The sequence below is a fragment of the Kitasatospora gansuensis genome (genome assembly GCF_014203705.1).
In the GTDB taxonomy this organism is placed as follows: Bacteria; Actinomycetota; Actinomycetes; order Streptomycetales; family Streptomycetaceae; genus Kitasatospora; species Kitasatospora gansuensis.
Window position 1 is genome coordinate 5,389,327 of sequence record NZ_JACHJR010000001.1, and the last position, 16,936, is coordinate 5,406,262.

The 16,936-nt window shown below is 69.9% G+C and carries 13 protein-coding genes; 8 read left to right on the top strand and 5 right to left on the bottom strand.

What is annotated here, in order from left to right:
- The first annotated feature begins 91 nt into the window (after positions 1-91).
- Entirely contained in the window at positions 92-1,093 is a 1,002-nt protein-coding gene (gene argF / locus F4556_RS24080; protein ID WP_184919444.1) for an ornithine carbamoyltransferase, read from the top strand.
- A 34-nt stretch (positions 1,094-1,127) separates the two neighbouring features.
- On the opposite strand, the gene F4556_RS24085 is transcribed toward argF, so the two are convergent.
- Together F4556_RS24085 and F4556_RS24090 are read right to left on the bottom strand one after the other, a co-directional pair.
- Complete coding sequence (locus tag F4556_RS24085) at positions 1,128-1,649, bottom strand: superoxide dismutase (RefSeq protein WP_184919446.1); 522 nt, start codon at positions 1,647-1,649, stop codon at positions 1,128-1,130.
- A 144-nt stretch (positions 1,650-1,793) separates the two neighbouring features.
- Positions 1,794-2,192, bottom strand: a complete 399-nt coding sequence (locus F4556_RS24090) for a type II toxin-antitoxin system VapC family toxin (protein ID WP_184919448.1) — start codon at positions 2,190-2,192, stop codon at positions 1,794-1,796.
- A gap of 372 nt (positions 2,193-2,564) precedes the next feature.
- Here F4556_RS24090 and acnA point away from each other — a divergent pair, with 372 nt between their 5' ends.
- From acnA to F4556_RS24110, 4 genes are all read left to right on the top strand, one after another.
- Complete coding sequence (gene acnA, locus F4556_RS24095) at positions 2,565-5,210, top strand: aconitate hydratase AcnA (protein WP_184919451.1); 2,646 nt, start codon at positions 2,565-2,567, stop codon at positions 5,208-5,210.
- A 437-nt stretch (positions 5,211-5,647) separates the two neighbouring features.
- A complete protein-coding gene (ngcE, locus tag F4556_RS24100) occupies positions 5,648-7,048 on the top strand; it encodes an N-acetylglucosamine/diacetylchitobiose ABC transporter substrate-binding protein (protein WP_184919453.1) in 1,401 nt (466 codons plus the stop codon).
- Between the two features lie 82 nt (positions 7,049-7,130).
- A complete protein-coding gene (locus F4556_RS24105; protein ID WP_184919455.1) occupies positions 7,131-8,063 on the top strand; it encodes a carbohydrate ABC transporter permease in 933 nt (310 codons plus the stop codon).
- Between the two features lie 13 nt (positions 8,064-8,076).
- Positions 8,077-9,021 (top strand): carbohydrate ABC transporter permease, encoded by a 945-nt coding sequence (locus F4556_RS24110; RefSeq protein WP_184919457.1) that lies wholly within the window; start codon positions 8,077-8,079, stop codon positions 9,019-9,021.
- Positions 9,022-9,084: 63 nt separating this feature from the next.
- On the opposite strand, the gene pepN is transcribed toward F4556_RS24110, so the two are convergent.
- Complete coding sequence (gene pepN / locus F4556_RS24115; protein ID WP_184919459.1) at positions 9,085-11,649, bottom strand: aminopeptidase N; 2,565 nt, start codon at positions 11,647-11,649, stop codon at positions 9,085-9,087.
- A gap of 169 nt (positions 11,650-11,818) precedes the next feature.
- Here pepN and F4556_RS24120 point away from each other — a divergent pair, with 169 nt between their 5' ends.
- Positions 11,819-12,454, top strand: coding sequence for a mycothiol-dependent nitroreductase Rv2466c family protein (locus F4556_RS24120; protein WP_184919461.1), 636 nt, complete (start codon positions 11,819-11,821; stop codon positions 12,452-12,454).
- A gap of 65 nt (positions 12,455-12,519) precedes the next feature.
- Here F4556_RS24120 and F4556_RS24125 read toward each other — a convergent pair whose 3' ends face one another.
- Positions 12,520-13,836, bottom strand: a complete 1,317-nt coding sequence (locus F4556_RS24125; protein ID WP_246511750.1) for an amino acid permease — start codon at positions 13,834-13,836, stop codon at positions 12,520-12,522.
- Between the two features lie 370 nt (positions 13,837-14,206).
- Between F4556_RS24125 and F4556_RS24130 the strand changes: the two genes are divergently transcribed.
- Positions 14,207-14,806 carry a biotin transporter BioY gene (locus F4556_RS24130; protein ID WP_184919464.1) on the top strand — a complete coding sequence of 200 codons (600 nt, stop codon included), beginning with the start codon at positions 14,207-14,209 and terminating at the stop codon, positions 14,804-14,806.
- A 50-nt stretch (positions 14,807-14,856) separates the two neighbouring features.
- Positions 14,857-15,342, top strand: a complete 486-nt coding sequence (locus F4556_RS24135) for a ribose-5-phosphate isomerase (RefSeq protein WP_057238497.1) — start codon at positions 14,857-14,859, stop codon at positions 15,340-15,342.
- Between the two features lie 63 nt (positions 15,343-15,405).
- Here F4556_RS24135 and F4556_RS24140 read toward each other — a convergent pair whose 3' ends face one another.
- A complete protein-coding gene (locus tag F4556_RS24140) occupies positions 15,406-16,686 on the bottom strand; it encodes a GNAT family N-acetyltransferase (RefSeq protein ID WP_184919466.1) in 1,281 nt (426 codons plus the stop codon).
- Positions 16,687-16,936: the final 250 nt, after the last annotated feature.

The following is a 16,936-nucleotide window of genomic DNA, read 5'->3' on the forward strand; positions in this document are numbered from 1 at the left end:
GTGGCCCGCCACGCTCGGCTCCTGCTGCATAAGAATTCTGGAAGTCGTATACACTTCCCGTCTCACTGTCCCCGCAACCCAGGAGCCCGGCATGGCCTTCAACCTCCGGAACCGGCACTTCCTCAAGGAGCTGGACTTCACCGCGCAGGAATTCCGTTTCCTGCTGGACCTGTCCGCCCAGCTCAAGGCCGCGAAGTACGCGGGGACCGAGCAGCCCCGACTGACCGGCAAGAACATCGCGCTGGTCTTCGAGAAGACCTCCACCCGCACCCGCTGCGCGTTCGAGGTGGCCGCCCACGACCAGGGTGCCAGCACCACGTACCTGGACCCGTCCGGCTCGCAGCTCGGCCACAAGGAGTCCATCAAGGACACCGCCCGGGTGCTCGGCCGGATGTTCGACGGCATCCAGTACCGGGGTCACGGTCAGGTGCTGGTGGAGGAGCTGGCCACCCACGCGGGCGTCCCGGTCTGGAACGGGCTGACCGACGAGTGGCACCCCACCCAGGCGCTGGCCGACATCCTCACCGTCGTCGAGCACGGCACCAAGCCGCTGGAGCAGACCACCCTGGTCTACCTCGGCGACGCCCGCTACAACATGGGCAACTCACTGCTCGTCACCGGAGCGCTGCTCGGGATGGACATCCGGATCGTCGCGCCGAAGCAGCTCTGGCCGACGGCGGAGGTACAGAAGGCGGCCCAGACGCTGGCCGAGACCAGTGGCGCCCGGATCACCCTCACCGAGGACGTCGCCGAGGGCGTGGCCGGGGCCGACTTCCTCTACACCGACGTCTGGGTCTCGATGGGCGAGCCCAAGGAGGTCTGGGCGGAGCGGATCGCGCTGCTGAAGCCGTACCAGGTCTCGATGGAGACGGTCCGCGCCACCGGCAACCCGTCGGTGAAGTTCCTGCACTGCCTGCCGGCCTTCCACGACCTGGGCACCGAGGTCGGCCGCCAGCTCTTCGAGGTCTCCGGCCTCAGCGAGCTGGAGGTCACCGACGAGGTCTTCGAGTCCGCCCACTCGGTGGTCTTCGACCAGTCCGAGAACCGCCTGCACACCATCAAGGCGATCCTGGTGGCGACGCTCGGCTCCTGAGCAGCCCTCAGCAGCCCTCAGCAGTCCAACCCCGTCAGAAGCCCACGTTGACGCAGCCCACCCGCTGCGCCAAGGCGTGCCCGTGCCCGTCCTGGCCGGCGTGCAGCACCAGCGAACCGGCCGCACCGTCCCGGAACTCCCACTCCACGGTGCTGCTCGCGGTGGCGCGGCCGGTCTCGTCGGTGCGCAGGGTGAGCCAGAGCTCGTTCCGGTCGTTGGCGTAGGCGGGGTCGGTGGAGGGCTGCACCGGGTCAGGCCGGTCCTGGTAGTGCGGGCCCGAGTCGGCCGGGACGGTGCCGCAGCCCCGCGCGTGCGCGTGCACGGGGTAGACGTGACCGGGTGTCAGCCCGTCCACCGTCATCGCGACGGTGGTGTGGCCCTCGGCCCGGTGCACCACGATCCGGACGCCCGCGCCGTACGGGACGACGTCCGGGGCGAAGCTGACGGCGGTGGCGGGCGCGATGCCGTTCGTCCTGTCGAAGGTGGCCTCCACCGTGCAGGCCGGCGGGAGGAGCGGCTGCAGCAGGGCGAGCGCCAGGACGGGGGCGGCGTACATGAGTGGGCCTTTCCGGAGGGTTCAGCCCCAAGCTGCCAGTTCCGGCGGGGCCTGGGCGCACCCCGGCCCGGGAAGTCACCCGTACGGGGCGTCCGCCATGAGCCCGTCCGTGCGGCTCACCTGACCGGACCAGCCACTCACCCGTCAGCCGCCGATGCCCCGGATCTCGCAGCGCGGCCCGCTGGCCCGCATCAGCCGCAGGTCCGCCGTCACCAGCGGCACCCCGAGCTGCTCGGCCACCGCGACGTACGCCGCGTCGTCCGGCGTCAGGTTGTCCTTGAGCTCCCAGACCCGTCCGAGCAGCGGGGCGACCGAGATCTTGCGGATGGTCAGCCCGGGCAGTTCGGCGGCCAGTTGGCCCACCCGCTCGGCCGGTACCTCGCGGGCCAGGTAGAGCCCGCGCAGGGACTGCATCACCTCGATGAGCACGTGCTCCGGCGCGGCCCACTCCCGGTCCGCCGCCAGCTCGGCCCGGGCGGCCTCGCCGCGGGGGCCCTGATCGGCCAACGCCAGTACCAGCGCGGAAGCATCGACGACGATCACGGGAACACCCTCCGACCGGACCACAAACCGACCACAAACCGAACACGAACCGGCCCCACCGTAGCCTGACGGCGGATCAGCACCCCCGCCCCGGGGCCCTGCCGGGGGCCGCCGTCCGAGCGGCGAAGTTGCGTGACGGCAGCGGGGGCGGAAGTTTGGAGAAGTATCGCGGCCGGAGCGTCGAACAGGGGCCTGCCTGACGCGGGGCTCACCCGGGCATGCACTATGGTTTATCTCGACATCGAGATAACTCCGCGCTATGGTTTATCTTGACGTCAAGATAGTTGCCGAGAGGCGTACGCCCCCACCGGAGGCCGGGCGGGCCCAAGTTAGGGTCACCTTACCACCGGGTGGATCCAAAAGGAGTCAGTCGTGTCCGCGAACAGCTTCGACGCCCGCAGCTCGCTGCAGGTGGGCGACGAGTCGTACGAGATCTTCAAGCTCTCCGCCGTCGAGGGTTCCGAGCGGCTGCCGTACAGCCTCAAGGTGCTGCTGGAGAACCTGCTCCGCACCGAGGACGGCGCGAACATCACCGCCGACCACATCCGGGCGCTGGGCAACTGGGACGAGAACGCCCAGCCGAGCGAGGAGATCCAGTTCACGCCCGCCCGCGTGATCATGCAGGACTTCACCGGTGTCCCCTGTGTGGTCGACCTGGCCACCATGCGCGAGGCCGTGAAGGAGCTGGGCGGCGACCCGGCGAAGATCAATCCGCTGGCGCCGGCCGAGCTGGTCATCGACCACTCCGTCATCGCCGACAAGTTCGGTACCCAGGACGCGTTCACCCAGAACGTCGAGATCGAGTACGGCCGTAACAAGGAGCGCTACCAGTTCCTGCGCTGGGGCCAGACCGCGTTCGACGAGTTCAAGGTCGTCCCGCCGGGCACCGGCATCGTGCACCAGGTCAACATCGAGCACCTGGCCCGCACCGTCATGGTCCGCAACGGCCAGGCGTACCCCGACACCTGCGTCGGCACCGACTCGCACACCACCATGGTTAACGGCCTGGGCGTGCTGGGCTGGGGCGTCGGCGGCATCGAGGCCGAGGCCGCGATGCTCGGCCAGCCGGTCTCCATGCTGATCCCGCGCGTGGTCGGCTTCAAGCTGAGCGGCGAGCTGCCGGCCGGCACCACCGCCACCGACCTGGTGCTCACCATCACCGAGATGCTGCGCAAGCACGGTGTGGTCGGCAAGTTCGTCGAGTTCTACGGCGCCGGCGTCACCGCCATCCCGCTGGCGAACCGCGCCACCATCGGCAACATGTCGCCGGAGTTCGGCTCCACCTGCGCGATCTTCCCGATCGACGCCGAGACGATCAGCTACCTGAAGCTGACCGGCCGTTCCGCGCAGCAGCTCGCGCTGGTCGAGGCGTACGCCAAGGAGCAGGGCCTCTGGCACGACCCGTCGGTCGAGCCGGTCTACTCCGAGTACCTCGAGCTGGACGTCTCCACCGTCGTCCCGTCGATCTCCGGCCCGAAGCGTCCGCAGGACCGGGTCATCCTGGCCGAGGCCGCGACCAAGTTCGCCGAGGCGCTGCCGGTCTACTCGGCCGAGGCCTCGAAGCCGACCGCGGTGACCGCCCCCGACGGCTCGCAGTACGAGATCGACAACGGCGCGGTCGTGATCGCCTCGATCACCTCCTGCACCAACACCTCCAACCCCTCCGTCATGCTGGGCGCCGCCCTGCTGGCGAAGAAGGCCGTGGAGAAGGGCCTGCACGTCAAGCCCTGGGTCAAGACCACCCTGGCCCCCGGGTCCAAGGTCGTCATGGACTACTACGAGAAGGCCGGCCTCGTCCCCTACATGGAGAAGCTCGGCTTCAACCTGGTGGGCTACGGCTGCGTCACCTGCATCGGCAACTCGGGCCCGCTGCCCGAGGAGGTCTCGGCGGCCGTCAACGAGGCCGACCTCGCGGTCGTCTCGGTGCTCTCCGGCAACCGCAACTTCGAGGGCCGGATCAACCCCGACGTCAAGATGAACTACCTGGCCTCGCCGCCGCTGGTGGTCGCCTACGCGCTCGCGGGCAACATGAACATCGACATCACCCGGGACGCGCTCGGCCAGGACCAGGACGGCAACGACGTCTTCCTCGCCGACATCTGGCCGACCGAGAAGGAGGTCGCCGACACCGTCGCGAGCTCCATCGACGAGGCGATGTTCGACAAGGGCTACCAGGACGTCTTCGCCGGTGACCACCGCTGGCAGTCGCTCCCGATCCCGACCGGCAACACCTTCGAGTGGGACGCCGAGTCCACCTACGTCCGGAAGCCCCCGTACTTCGAGGGCATGGCCAAGACCCCGAGCCCGGTGAACGACATCACCGGCGCCCGCGTGCTGGCCAAGCTGGGCGACTCGGTCACCACCGACCACATCTCCCCGGCCGGCAACATCAAGCCGGGCACCCCGGCCGCGCAGTACCTCACCGAGAACGGTGTGGAGAAGCGCGACTTCAACTCGTACGGCTCGCGCCGTGGCAACCACGAGGTGATGATCCGCGGCACCTTCGCCAACATCCGGCTGCGGAACCAGATCGCCGAGGGCACCGAGGGCGGCTACACCCGCGACTTCACCCAGGCCGACGCGCCGGTGTCGTTCATCTACGACGCCTCGCAGAACTACCAGGCCGCCGGCATCCCGCTGGTCGTCCTGGCGGGCAAGGAGTACGGCTCCGGCTCGTCCCGTGACTGGGCCGCCAAGGGCACCGCGCTGCTCGGTGTGAAGGCCGTCATCGCCGAGTCCTACGAGCGCATCCACCGCTCGAACCTGATCGGCATGGGCGTCCTCCCGCTGCAGTTCCCGGAGGGCCAGACCGCCGAGTCGCTGGGTCTGACCGGCGAGGAGACCTTCTCCTTCACCGGCGTGACCGAGCTCAACGAGGGCCGCACCCCGAAGACCGTCAAGGTCACCGCGGGCGACGTCTCCTTCGACGCGGTGGTCCGGATCGACACCCCCGGTGAGGCGGACTACTACCGCAACGGCGGCATCCTGCAGTACGTGCTGCGCAGCCTGATCGGCTGACCTGCCTGAAAACGAAGGGCCCGGACCGCACGGCGGTCCGGGCCCTTGTGCGTTCCGACGTCCTGATGGATGCTCAATCCGCCCCAAAAGCCGCGCGCAGCTTGATGTGTCACTGTTCTGTGATGCGCAAAGCTGCGCGTTTCTATGTTCAAACGAACACTAGCGCGCTAGATTCTCCTCCATCGACGGGCCAGATGGGGAAATATGCAGGCCCCCTGCACATTGCACATGCTGCATCGCCGACAACGCTTTGGCCCCCAGGGGCCGCTTCGAGCGGTTCGGCTATTGCTGCCAGATGAACAGTGGACTATACCTTTGCCCATCACAGAAACCGCCTCTGACCGGCCCCTTGGCCGCTGGGCGCGCCTCACTGGCAGGAATTGACGATCCGTCAGTACCTGTACGCATCTTCTGGACACCGAGGGGTTAGGGCACTCATGGGCTCTGCAACCGAGTACAACCGCCGTGACATCTTCAAGCGGGCCGCGGCCATCACCGTGCTCGCGGCCGGCAGCGGCTCGCTGCTCGCCGCCTGCGCCGGCGGCAGTGGCAGCAGCGACAGCAAGAAGGCCGGCGAGTACAACCTGAAGGACGCCAAGAACCCGTTCGGGGTGGACCCGAAGGCGGGCCTCGAGGCCTTCATCTTCGACGGTGGCTACGGCAAGGACTACCTGGCCGCGTTCGCCGCGATCTACTCCAAGACCTACCCGGACGCCAAGGTCAACCAGCAGGCCGACAAGGACATCACCGGCAAGCTGCAGCCGCGCTTCAACGCCGGCTCCCCGCCGGACGTCATCGACGACTCGGGCAACAAGCAGATCAAGCTGGACGTCCTGGTCAAGGACAAGAGCCTGGTCGACCTGGCCCCGCTGCTGGACGCGCCGTACATCGACGACCCGTCGAAGAAGGTCCGCGACGTCCTGATGCCCGGCACCATCGAGTCCGGCACGATCGACGGCAAGGTCTACAACCTGTCGTACGCGTACACGATGTGGGGCCTCTGGTACTCCGGCAAGCTCTTCAAGGACAACGGCTGGACCGTGCCGAAGACCTGGGCCGAGTTCATCACCGTCTGTGAGCAGGCCAAGGCCAAGGGCATCGCCCCGCTCGCCCACCAGGGCAAGTACCCGTACTACATCAACGTCGCCATCCTGGACATGATCGCCAAGCAGGGCGGCCTCGACCTGATGGCCCGGATCGACAAGCTCGACCCGACCGCGTGGGACGACCCGGCCGTGAAGACCGCCGTCGAGGCGTTCTTCCAGGTGGTGGAGAAGGACTTCCTGCTCCCCGGCACCAACGGCATGACCCACACCGAGTCGCAGACCGCGTGGAACCAGTACAAGGCGGTCTTCATCCCGTCCGGTTCCTGGCTGGAGAACGAGCAGCTCACCTCCACCCCGGCCGACTTCGAGATGACCTTCCTGCCGATGCCGTCGCTGCCCGGCGACAAGCTTCCGTTCGAGGCCATCCGGGCCGGCTCCGGCGAGCCGTTCGTGGTGCCGACCAAGGCCAAGAACGTGGCCGGCGGCCTGGAGTTCCTCCGGATGATGCTGACCAAGGAGGCGTCGGGCAAGTTCGCCCAGGCCGCCAACAGCCTCACCTGCCTCAAGGACGGTGTCGGCCCGGAGGTCCAGCTGAAGCCGGGCACCAAGTCGACCGTGGTGGCGCTGAAGGCGGCGGGGGCCAACGTCTTCAACTTCCAGTACCCGAACACCGCGAGCAAGTTCGACGAGGACCTGCAGAACGCCTCGGGCGAGCTCCTGGCCAAGCGCATCACTCCGGCGGAGTGGATCAAGCGCGCCAAGGAGTCGGCCACCAAGAACAAGACCGCCTGACCGGCGAAGTGACACCGCGCACCGGGGGGCTCCCGCACCAGTCCCCCGGTGCGCTCACGCCTGACGGACAGGAGATGTGACCATGCGTCACGGCAAGTACCCCTTCATCGTGGGGTTCCTCTTTCTTCCGATTTTGCTGTACGTGGGCTTGGTGCTCTGGCCCTACGCGCAGACCTTCGGATACTCCCTGACCGACTGGTCCGGGCAGAGCCAGGAGATGAACTTCGTCGGCCTGGACAACTACACCAAGCTCCTCGGTGACGAGGTCTTCCTCGGCGCGCTCTGGCACAACCTGCTCCTGCTCGCCGTGCTCCCGGTCGCCACCATCCTGATCGCGCTGTTCTTCGCCTTCATGCTCAACGTGGGCGGCAAGGGCGGCACCGGCGGGGTCCAGGGCGTGGCCGGCGCCGCGTTCTACAAGGTGGTCTTCTTCTTCCCGCAGGTCCTGTCGATCGCGATCCTCGCGGTGCTCTGGCAGGCCGTGTACCGCAGCGACGCCGCGGGCCTGGCCAACGGCGCGCTGATCAAGCTCGGCCTGGTCGACCCGCAGCATCCGATGGAGTGGCTGAACAGCCCGAACCTGGTGCTCTGGTGCATCATGGGCGTCCTGGTCTGGGGCGGTGTCGGCTTCTACCTGGTGCTCTTCTCGGCGGCCATGCAGTCGATCCCGAAGGACATCTACGAGGCGGCGCTGCTGGACGGCGCCAAGCGCGGGCAGACCTTCTTCAAGATCACCCTGCCGCTGCTCTGGGAGACCATCCAGACCGCCTGGGTCTACCTCGCCATCGTGGCGATGGACGCCTTCGCGCTGGTCGCCAGCATGACCCCGGGCCGCACCTACGGCGGTGGCCCCGACCACCACAGCGAGTTGATGTCGACGTACCTGATGCGCAACTTCCTCGCCTTCGGTGAGGCGGGCTACGCCTGCGCGATGGGTGTTGTGATCTTCTTCTTCACCCTCATCCTGTCCGTCGTCTCGCTGCGGGTCACCCGGCGCGAGCGCATCGAGTACTGAGCGGGGCCATGGCATGAGTACCAGCATCGACAAGACCGGGACCGTTCCCGCCCAACGCTCCGTCAAGCCCCGGCCGCCGGTCAAGGAGGCCCGCTTCGGCGACGGCGGCGGTGTGCTGAACGTGTTCTCGCACGGCTTCCTGGCCATCTGGGCCGTGATGATCATCTTCCCGCTGGCCTGGGTGGTGCTCGGGTCGTTCAAGACCGACTCCCAGATCAACACCAGTGCCTGGAGCTGGCCCACCGAGTGGAGCTTCAAGAACTTCGGCACCGCCTGGGAGAAGGGCATCGGCGGCTACTTCGCCAACACCCTGATCGTGCTCGCGGGTTCGCTCACCCTGACCATGCTGCTCGGTGCGATGGCGGCCTACGTGCTGGCCCGCTACGAGTTCAAGGGCAACCGGCCGATCTACTTCCTGTTCGTCGCGGGCGCGATGTTCCCCGTCTACCTCGCGCTCGTCCCGCTGTTCTTCATGGTCCGCAACCTCGGTGAGATCAGCCCCTACCTCGGTCTGAACAGCTACGCGGGCCTGATCCTGGTGTACACGGCGTACTCGCTGCCGTTCACCGTGTTCTTCCTGCACTCGTTCTTCCGCACCCTGCCGACCGCGATCCACGAGGCGGCCATGCTGGACGGCTGCTCGCACTCGCGGGCGTTCTTCCGGGTGATGGTGCCGATGGCCAAGCCCGGCCTGATCAGCGTCGGCATCTTCAACGTGCTCGGGCAGTGGAACCAGTACATCCTGCCGGTCACCCTGATGCAGCCGACCTCGGCCGGCGAGGCCGACCACTCGATGCTGGCCCAGGGTCTGGTCAACCTCGCCCTGCAGTCCGGCTACAAGAGCGACGCCCCGGCGCTGTTCGCGGGCATGACCATCGCGATGCTGCCGGTGCTGGTGGTGTACCTGTCCTTCCAGCGTCAGGTGCAGTCGGGTCTGACCTCGGCCACCCTGAAGTAGCACCCCCGGACAGACCGAAGGGGCCGCCCACTTGAAGACAAGTGGGCGGCCCCTTCGGCGTGTTCAGGCCTGGTCGACCGCCTGCGCGCGCAGCGCGCGGGCCAGGTCGTCCCGGCACTCCAGCACCAGGCGGCGCAGCGCGGGCGCGGCGCCCTGGTGCTCCGTCAGCCAGGCGTCGGCGGCGGCCAGGGTGGCCGGGTCGGTCTGGAACCGCGGGAAGAAGCCGCCGACGATCCGCATCGCGATCTCGATCGACCGCTGGGCCCAGACCGCCTCGATGACCTCGAAGTAGGTGTCGGCGTAGCCGGCGGTCAGCTCGCGCTGGCCGGGCTGGGCGAAGCCCGCGATCTGGGCCTCCACCAGCGCGTTCGGCAGCTCGTCGGAGTCCACCACGGAGGCCCAGGCGGTGGCCTTGGCACCGGGGGTGGGCAGCGCGGCCAGACTCTGCGTCAGGTGCTGACGCCCGCTCGCGGTGTTGTCCAGCTCCAGCTCGCCGCGCAGCTGCTCGGGTGTCGCCCGCCCGGTGGCGGCGAGCGCCAGCCAGAGCGCCCAGCGCAGCTCCTGGTCCACCACCAGACCGTCGATCCGGGCGGTGCCGGCCAGCAGGCCCTCGACCAGCTGGAGGTGCTCGGCCTCGTGCGCGGTCAGCGCCAGGAACCGGGCCCAGGCCAGCTGGTGGTCGCTGCCCGGCTCGGCGGCGCGCAGCTCGCGCAGCGCGCAGGCGGCCAACTGCCGTGCGCCCGCCGCCCGGTGCTCCGGCGCGGCGTACAGGTCGAGCGCGCCCTTGGCCTGCTGGTGCAGCGACTGCAGCACCCCGATGTCCGACTCCGGGCCGGCGAACCGGTCCACCAGGTCGAGGTAGTCCCGGGTGGGCATCAGCCCGTCCCGGGTCAGGTTCCAGGCGGCGGACCAGGCCAGCGCGCGGGACAGCGGTTCGGTGATGTCGCCGAGGCCCTCGCGCAGCGTCTCCAGCGAGTGGTCGTCGAACCGGATCTTGCAGTACGTCAGGTCGTCGTCGTTCAGCAGCACCAGCGCCGGGCGCGGCTTGCCGGCCAGCTCGGGCACCACGGTGCGGGCGCCGTCCACGTCCAGCTCGACCCGCTCGGTGCGCACCAGCGCGCCGTCGGCGTCCCGGTCGTAGCAGCCGATCGCGATCCGGTGCGGGCGCAGCGTCCCGCCGTCCTGGAGCACCGCGAACTCGGTGATCCGGCCGTCGGCGTCCACGGTGAGCTGCGGGGTGAGCGAGTTGACCCCGGAGGTCTGCAGCCAGGCGGCGGCCCAGGAGGTGAGGTCCCGTCCGCTGGTGCCCTCCAGCGCGCCGAGCAGGTCGCCGAGCACGGTGTTGCCGAAGGCGTGCCGCTTGAAGTAGTGCCGGGCACCCTCGAAGAACGCCTCCGCGCCGACGTACGCCACCAGCTGCTTGAGCACCGAGGCGCCCTTGGCGTAGGTGATGCCGTCGAAGTTGAGCTTGGCGTCCTCCAGGTCACGGATGTCGGCCGTGATCGGGTGGGTGGTGGGGAACTGGTCCTGCCGGTACGCCCAGGCCTTGCGCCGGTTGGCGAAGGTGATCCAGGCCGCCTTGTACTTGGTGCCCGCGCCGATCAGCCCGTACGAGCCCATGAAGTCGGCGAACGACTCCTTCAGCCAGAGGTCGTCCCACCACTTCATGGTGACCAGGTCGCCGAACCACATGTGCGCCATCTCGTGCAGGATGACGTTGGCCCGGCCCTCGTACGCGGCCTCGGTGACCTTCGAGCGGAAGACGAACTCCTCGCGGAAGGTGACGCAGCCCGGGTTCTCCATCGCGCCGATGTTGTACTCGGGGACGAAGCACTGGTCGTACTTGCCGAACGGGTACGGGTAGTCGAACTCGGTGTGGAAGAAGTCCAGGCCCTGCTTGGTGACGGTGAAGATCTCGTCGGCGTCGAAGTGCTTCGACAGCGACTTGCGGCAGGTCGCCGCGAGCGGGATCTCCAGCGTCGAGCCGTCGGCCAGCTTCCGGCTGTAGTGGTCGCGTTCGACGTGGTACGGGCCGGCCACCACGGCGGTCAGGTAGGTGGAGATCGGCTGCGTCGGCGCGAACTCCCAGACCCGGGCGGTGCCGTCCTCGGTGATCGCGGTGTGCACCCCGTTGGCGTACACGTCCCAGGCGGCCGGGGCGGTCACCGTGAAGGTGAACGGGGCCTTCAGATCGGGCTGCTCGAAGTTGGCGAACACCCGCCGGGAGTCGGCCGGTTCGAAGTGCGTGTAGAGGTAGGTCTCGCCGTCCACCGGGTCGACGAAGCGGTGCAGGCCCTCGCCGGTGCGGCTGTAGGCGCAGTCCGCCTCGACCACCAGCAGGTTCTGCGCGGCCAGCTCGGCCAGCGCCACCCGGGTGCCGTCGAAGACCTCGGCCGGGTCCAGCTGACGCCCGTTCAGGGTGACGGACCTGACCTGCGGGGCCAGCAGGTCGGCGAAGCTCGCCGCTCCTGCCTCGGCGGAGCGGAAGGCGATGGTGGTGGTCGACCGGAAGGTGGCGGCCGTCGGATCGACGGCCGAGGTGAGGTCGAGGTGGACGCGGTAGCTGTCCACCGAGAGGATGGCGGCCCGCTGCTGGGCTTCCTCGCGGCTCAGGTTCTTGCCCGGCACGGGCGGTACTCCTTTGTCCGGCTCGCACGGTCTCTGTCGGGAGGTCGTCCCAGGCGCATCCTTTCATGGGCGTCCCGCGGTGCCATTGCACCAGTCGGCCGGAATCAGCGGTGGCCCGCCGCTGTTGCTGACCGTGGAACCCGCCCGTACCGAGCGAAGGACGCCGTCAGTGACGACCGCAGACTCCAAGAAGATCGCCGACTTCTGGTTCGACCCGACCTGCCCGTGGGCCTGGATGACGTCCCGTTGGATGCTGGAGGTGGAGCAGCTCCGCCCGGTGCAGACCCGCTGGCACGTGATGAGCCTGTCGGTGCTGAACGAGCACCGCGAGGACCTGCCGCAGCAGTACAAGGACTTCGTCGCCAAGGGCTGGGGCCCGGTCCGGGTCCTGATCGCCGCCGCCCAGGCGCACGGTGACAAGGTGCTCGGCCCGCTCTACACCGAGCTCGGCACCCGCTTCCACAACCAGAAGCTGCCCAACGAGCGGGCCACCATCGAGGCGGCCCTGGTCGCGGCCGGCCTGCCGGTCGAGCTGGCCGACGCGGCCGACTCCACCGAGTACGACGAGGCGCTGCGCGCCTCGCACGCCGAGGGCATCGGCCTGGTCGGCGAGGACGTCGGCACCCCGGTGATCGCGGTGGACGGCCCGGAAGGCGGCCGGGTCGCGTTCTTCGGCCCGGTGGTCACCCCGACCCCGCGCGGCGAGGCCGCCGCCCGGCTGTGGGACGGCACCCTGCTGGTGGCCGGTACCCCCGGCTTCTACGAGATCAAGCGCACCCGCACCGCGGGCCCGTCCTTCGAGTGACGGCACGCCGGAGGCCCCGTACCCGCGTCGGCGGGTCCGGGGCCTCCGGGCTGTCGAAGGGCTGATCAGGCGTCGGCGCGGGTGGCGTCCCGGCGCTGCTTGAACCAGCCGGCCAGCGAGAGCGCCAGGGTGAGCGCCGCGGTGAAGTAGAGCTGGACCCGGTTGTCGTGATCCAGCGTCATCAGCCCGAGCACCGTGACGATGCCCGCCAGTGCCACCCAGGTCAGGTACGGGAAGGCCCACATCCGCACGGTGAGCAGCTCGGGGGCCTCCCGCTCCAGCCGCCGCCGCATCCGCAGCTGGGCCACCGCGATGAAGCCCCAGACCACCAGCACCGCCGCGCCGACCATGTTGAGCAGCCAGGCGAACACCGTCTCCGGCCAGATGAAGCTGAGCAGCACCGCGAAGAAGCCGAAGGCCGAGGAGGCCAGCACCGCGAGCCGCGGCACCCCGCCGCTGACCTTGGCCAGCACCCGCGGGCCCTGGCCGCGCTGGACCAGCGAGTACGCCATCCGGGAGGAGCCGTAGATGTTGGCGTTCATCGCGGAGAGCAGCGCGATCAGCACCACCACGTTCATCAGCTGCGCGGCGTTCGGGATGCCGATGACGTCCAGCACCGCGACGTACGGGCCGCTGCTGACCACCTCGGGGTCGTTCCACGGGACCAGCGTGACGATCACGGCCATCGAGCCGACGTAGAACAGCGCGATCCGCCACATCGCGGTGCGCACGGCGATGCTCACGCTGCGCCGGGGGTTCTCGGACTCGGCGGCGGCGATGGTCACCGTCTCGAGCCCGCCGTAGGCGAAGACCGAGGCGAGCAGACCGGTGACCAGTCCGCTCAGCCCGTTCGGGAAGAACCCGCCCTGGCCGGTCAGGTTGGCGGTGCCGGGGGCCGAAGTGCCGGGCAGCAGACCGAGGATGGCGAGCACGCAGATCACCAGGAAGGCGACGATCGCCGTCACCTTGATCGCGGCGAACCAGAACTCGAACTCGCCGAAGTTCTTCACGGCGGCCAGGTTGGTGGCGCAGAAGAAGGTCATGAACAGCGCGACCCAGGCCCAGCTGGGCACGCCGGGCAGCCAGCCGTGCACGATCCCGGCGGCGGCGATCGCCTCGGCGGCCACCCCGACGCAGAGCAGGGTCCAGAACACCCAGCCGGACGCCACCCCGGCCCAGGGGCCGATCTCCTTCTCGGCGTGCACCGAGAAGGAGCCGCTGGCCGGGCGGGCCGCCGACATCTCGCCGAGCATCCGCATCACCAGCATGACCAGCAGGCCGGAGGCGGCGAACGCCAGCACGATGGCCGGACCGGCCGCGGCGATGCCCGCCCCGGAGCCGACGAACAGCCCGGCACCGATCACGCCGCCGAGCGCGATCATCGACAGGTGACGCTGCTTCAGGCCGTGGGTGAGGCCGCTCGGCGCGGCGGTGGCCGACCGCTCGGTGGGCTCCAGCGTCGGCTGGGGGGTGGGGGAGGACATCAGGCAGGTCCAGACCTTGTACGGATAGCGGGAGGGACCGTCCACTATTCGGTACAAACGGTGGGCATGCCAATATCCGGGGCCGGTAGACCGCCATCCGGACGGTCATCTGACGGAAAGTGATCGCTTCCTCACTCCAGCTGGCCGAAATGCGCCGAACACGACAAGCCAGGGCAGCGGCCCTTGGCCGGATCCGACGCCCTCACCGGCCCGGGCGACGACATAGGTTCACAAGTGATCACCCAACGAGTCGTCAGGAGACCCGCCCATGGCCATCGCCACGCCCGCCGCCGCCACCCCGGTCCTGGCCGACCTGCTCCCGCAGGCCGGTTCCCGGTTCGGCGCCCAGGCCCGTGAACTCGCCCTGGTCGCCGGGGGAGCGGCCGTCACCGGCCTGGCCGCCCAGCTCTCGGTGGCCGTGCCGGGCTCGCCCGTCCCGGTCACCGGCCAGACCTTCGCCGCCCTGCTGGTCGGCACCGCGCTCGGCACCCGGCGCGGCATCGCCGCCCTCGGCCTCTACCTGCTGGCCGGGATGGCGGGCCTGCCCTGGTTCGCCGGCGGCAGCTCCGGCTTCGCGATGCCCAGCCTCGGCTACGTGATCGGCTTCGTGCTGGCGGCCGGCCTGGTCGGCGCGCTGGCGCGGCGCGGCGCGGACCGCAGCCCGCTGCGGACGGCCGGCGCGATGCTGCTCGGCACCCTGGCGATCTACGCCGTCGGCGTCCCGTACCTGGCCGCCTCGCTGCACGTCCCGTTGGCCCGCGCGGCCGAACTCGGGCTCTACCCCTACCTGGTGGGCGACGCGCTGAAGCTGGTGCTGGCGATGGGCGCGCTGCCGCTGGCCTGGAAGCTGGTCCGGCGCGCCTCCTGATCCGACCTGTCGACGGCGGTCCGGGTACCCGCGCATGCCACAATCTGCGCATGCGCGTGTACCTGGGTTCCGACCATGCCGGATATGACCTCAAGAACCACCTCGTCCAGTGGCTGAAGGAGAACGGCCACGAGCCGGTCGACTGCGGCCCGCACATCTACGACGCGGTGGACGACTACCCGCCGTTCTGCCTCCGGGCGGCCGAGCGCACCGCCGCGGACCCGGAGTCGCTGGGCGTCGTGATCGGCGGCTCCGGCAACGGCGAGGCGATCGCCGCCAACAAGGTCAAGGGTGTCCGGGCGGCGCTGGCCTGGAGCGAGCAGACCGCCTCGCTCGGCCGCGAGCACAACAACGCCAACGTGATCAGCGTCGGCGGCCGGATGCACACCGAGGCCGAGGCCACCCGCTTCGTCGAGATCTTCCTCAACACCCCGTACAGCGGCGAGGAGCGGCACACTCGCCGGATCGAGATGCTCTCCGAGTACGAGACCACCGGCGAGCTCCCCCCGATCCCCGCCCACCACCCGCAGGTCTGACCTTCCCGATCCGCCGGGGGCAGGGGCCGACGCCCCTGCCCCCGGCGTTTTCGTGTCGTGCCGTCAGAAGCCGTGCGGCAGCCAGGGGGCGAGGTCCGAGGCGAAGGCCCGGTCGGCCTCGGCCAGCGCACCGTCGCCCAGCTCCCGCACCAACCCGGCCCGCCCGAGCGCCGCGAGCCTGACCCCGCCCAGGTAGGCGGCCCCCAACTCCCGTACGTCCAGCACCAGATCGGCCGGATCGTCGGTGCGCACGCAGCTCGCGCCCTTGCCGGGCCCGCCGCTGCGCAGCCGCCAGCGTCCGGTGTTCCACGGACAGAAGCCGTCGGTCACCTCCAGCACCACGTCCAGCGCGGTCGCGTACTCGCGCAGCTCCAGCGCCTCGCCGAGCCGGACCAGCCGGACGTGCAGCGCGTCGCCGAGCCGGGGCTCCAGCCGGCGCGGGTCGTCGACCAGGTGCAGCACCGGGTCGTCCACCGGGCGGTTGGCGACGGTCACCCGCTCGACCAGGTCCAGGTTCAGCAGGTAGTCCCAGAGCGTCGCGTACACCTCGGGCGTGCGCGCCTCGATGTCGCGGACCCGGACGGTGCCGTCCGGGAGGTCCTCGGTGCCCCAGGCGACCGAGACCGAGTACCGGGCGTAGCCCAGCAGCCGGCCGCTCTCCCGGTCCTCGGCGAGGACGCACTGCCGGGGCGAGGCGCCGTCCCGCCCGGCCGGCGGGTCGAGCAGCGGGAGCTTCTCCCAGCCCGGCCGGCGCTCCAGCATGCCGGGACGCCCGGCCACCAGCCCGGCGTACAGCTCCTCGCAGGCCGGGCCGCTCTCGACCGGGTCGGCCAGCCGCAGCCGGACACCGCGGTCCACCGGGGTCCGCACCGCGACCTTGCCGGTCGGCACGGTCAGCGCCATCCGCCAGCTGCCCAGGCCGTAGCCGAACCGGCCGTAGATCCCGGACTCCGAGGCGGTCAGCACCGCCACCGCCTCGCCGCCGTCCCGCAGCTCCGTCAGCTGACGCCGCATCAGCCCGGTGAGGATGCCGCGCCGCCGGTGGGTCGGCAGCACCCCGACCATGGTGACCGCCGCGACCGGGACCACCACCCCGCCCGGCACGGTCATCCGCAGCGAGAACGCCCCGGCGCAGGCCACCGGTGCGGCGCCGTCCCAGACGCCCAGCGAGCGGGCCGGCTCGGTCAGCTCGCGCCAGAGCGCGCGCTCCTCGGGGTGCTCCTCCTGGCCGCCGAAGGCGACCTCCAGGGTCCGGTACCAGCCGTCCCACTCCTCGCCCGTCAGGGTGCGTACCGTCAGGCCGTCGACTGTCAGGTTGTCAAATGTCTCGGTATCAGCGGTCATATGCCAACAGCTATCACCGAGTTGCATCGTGCGCGACTGACATTCGGCGGCTTGACCGCACGGGTTCCGGCGGCGGGTGGGCGCCTCCGGCGGCCGAAATCCGCGCGTTCCGCGCGGAACGGTGCGCCCGGCGGCGCCCCAACCGTCGACGGCGGGCCGCGCCGGTGGATAAGGTCAGAGCCCATGGCTGGCAGCACGCCGGGTCTCACACCCCGGCCGACTGAGACGGGCCCGGCCGCACAGGCGGCCG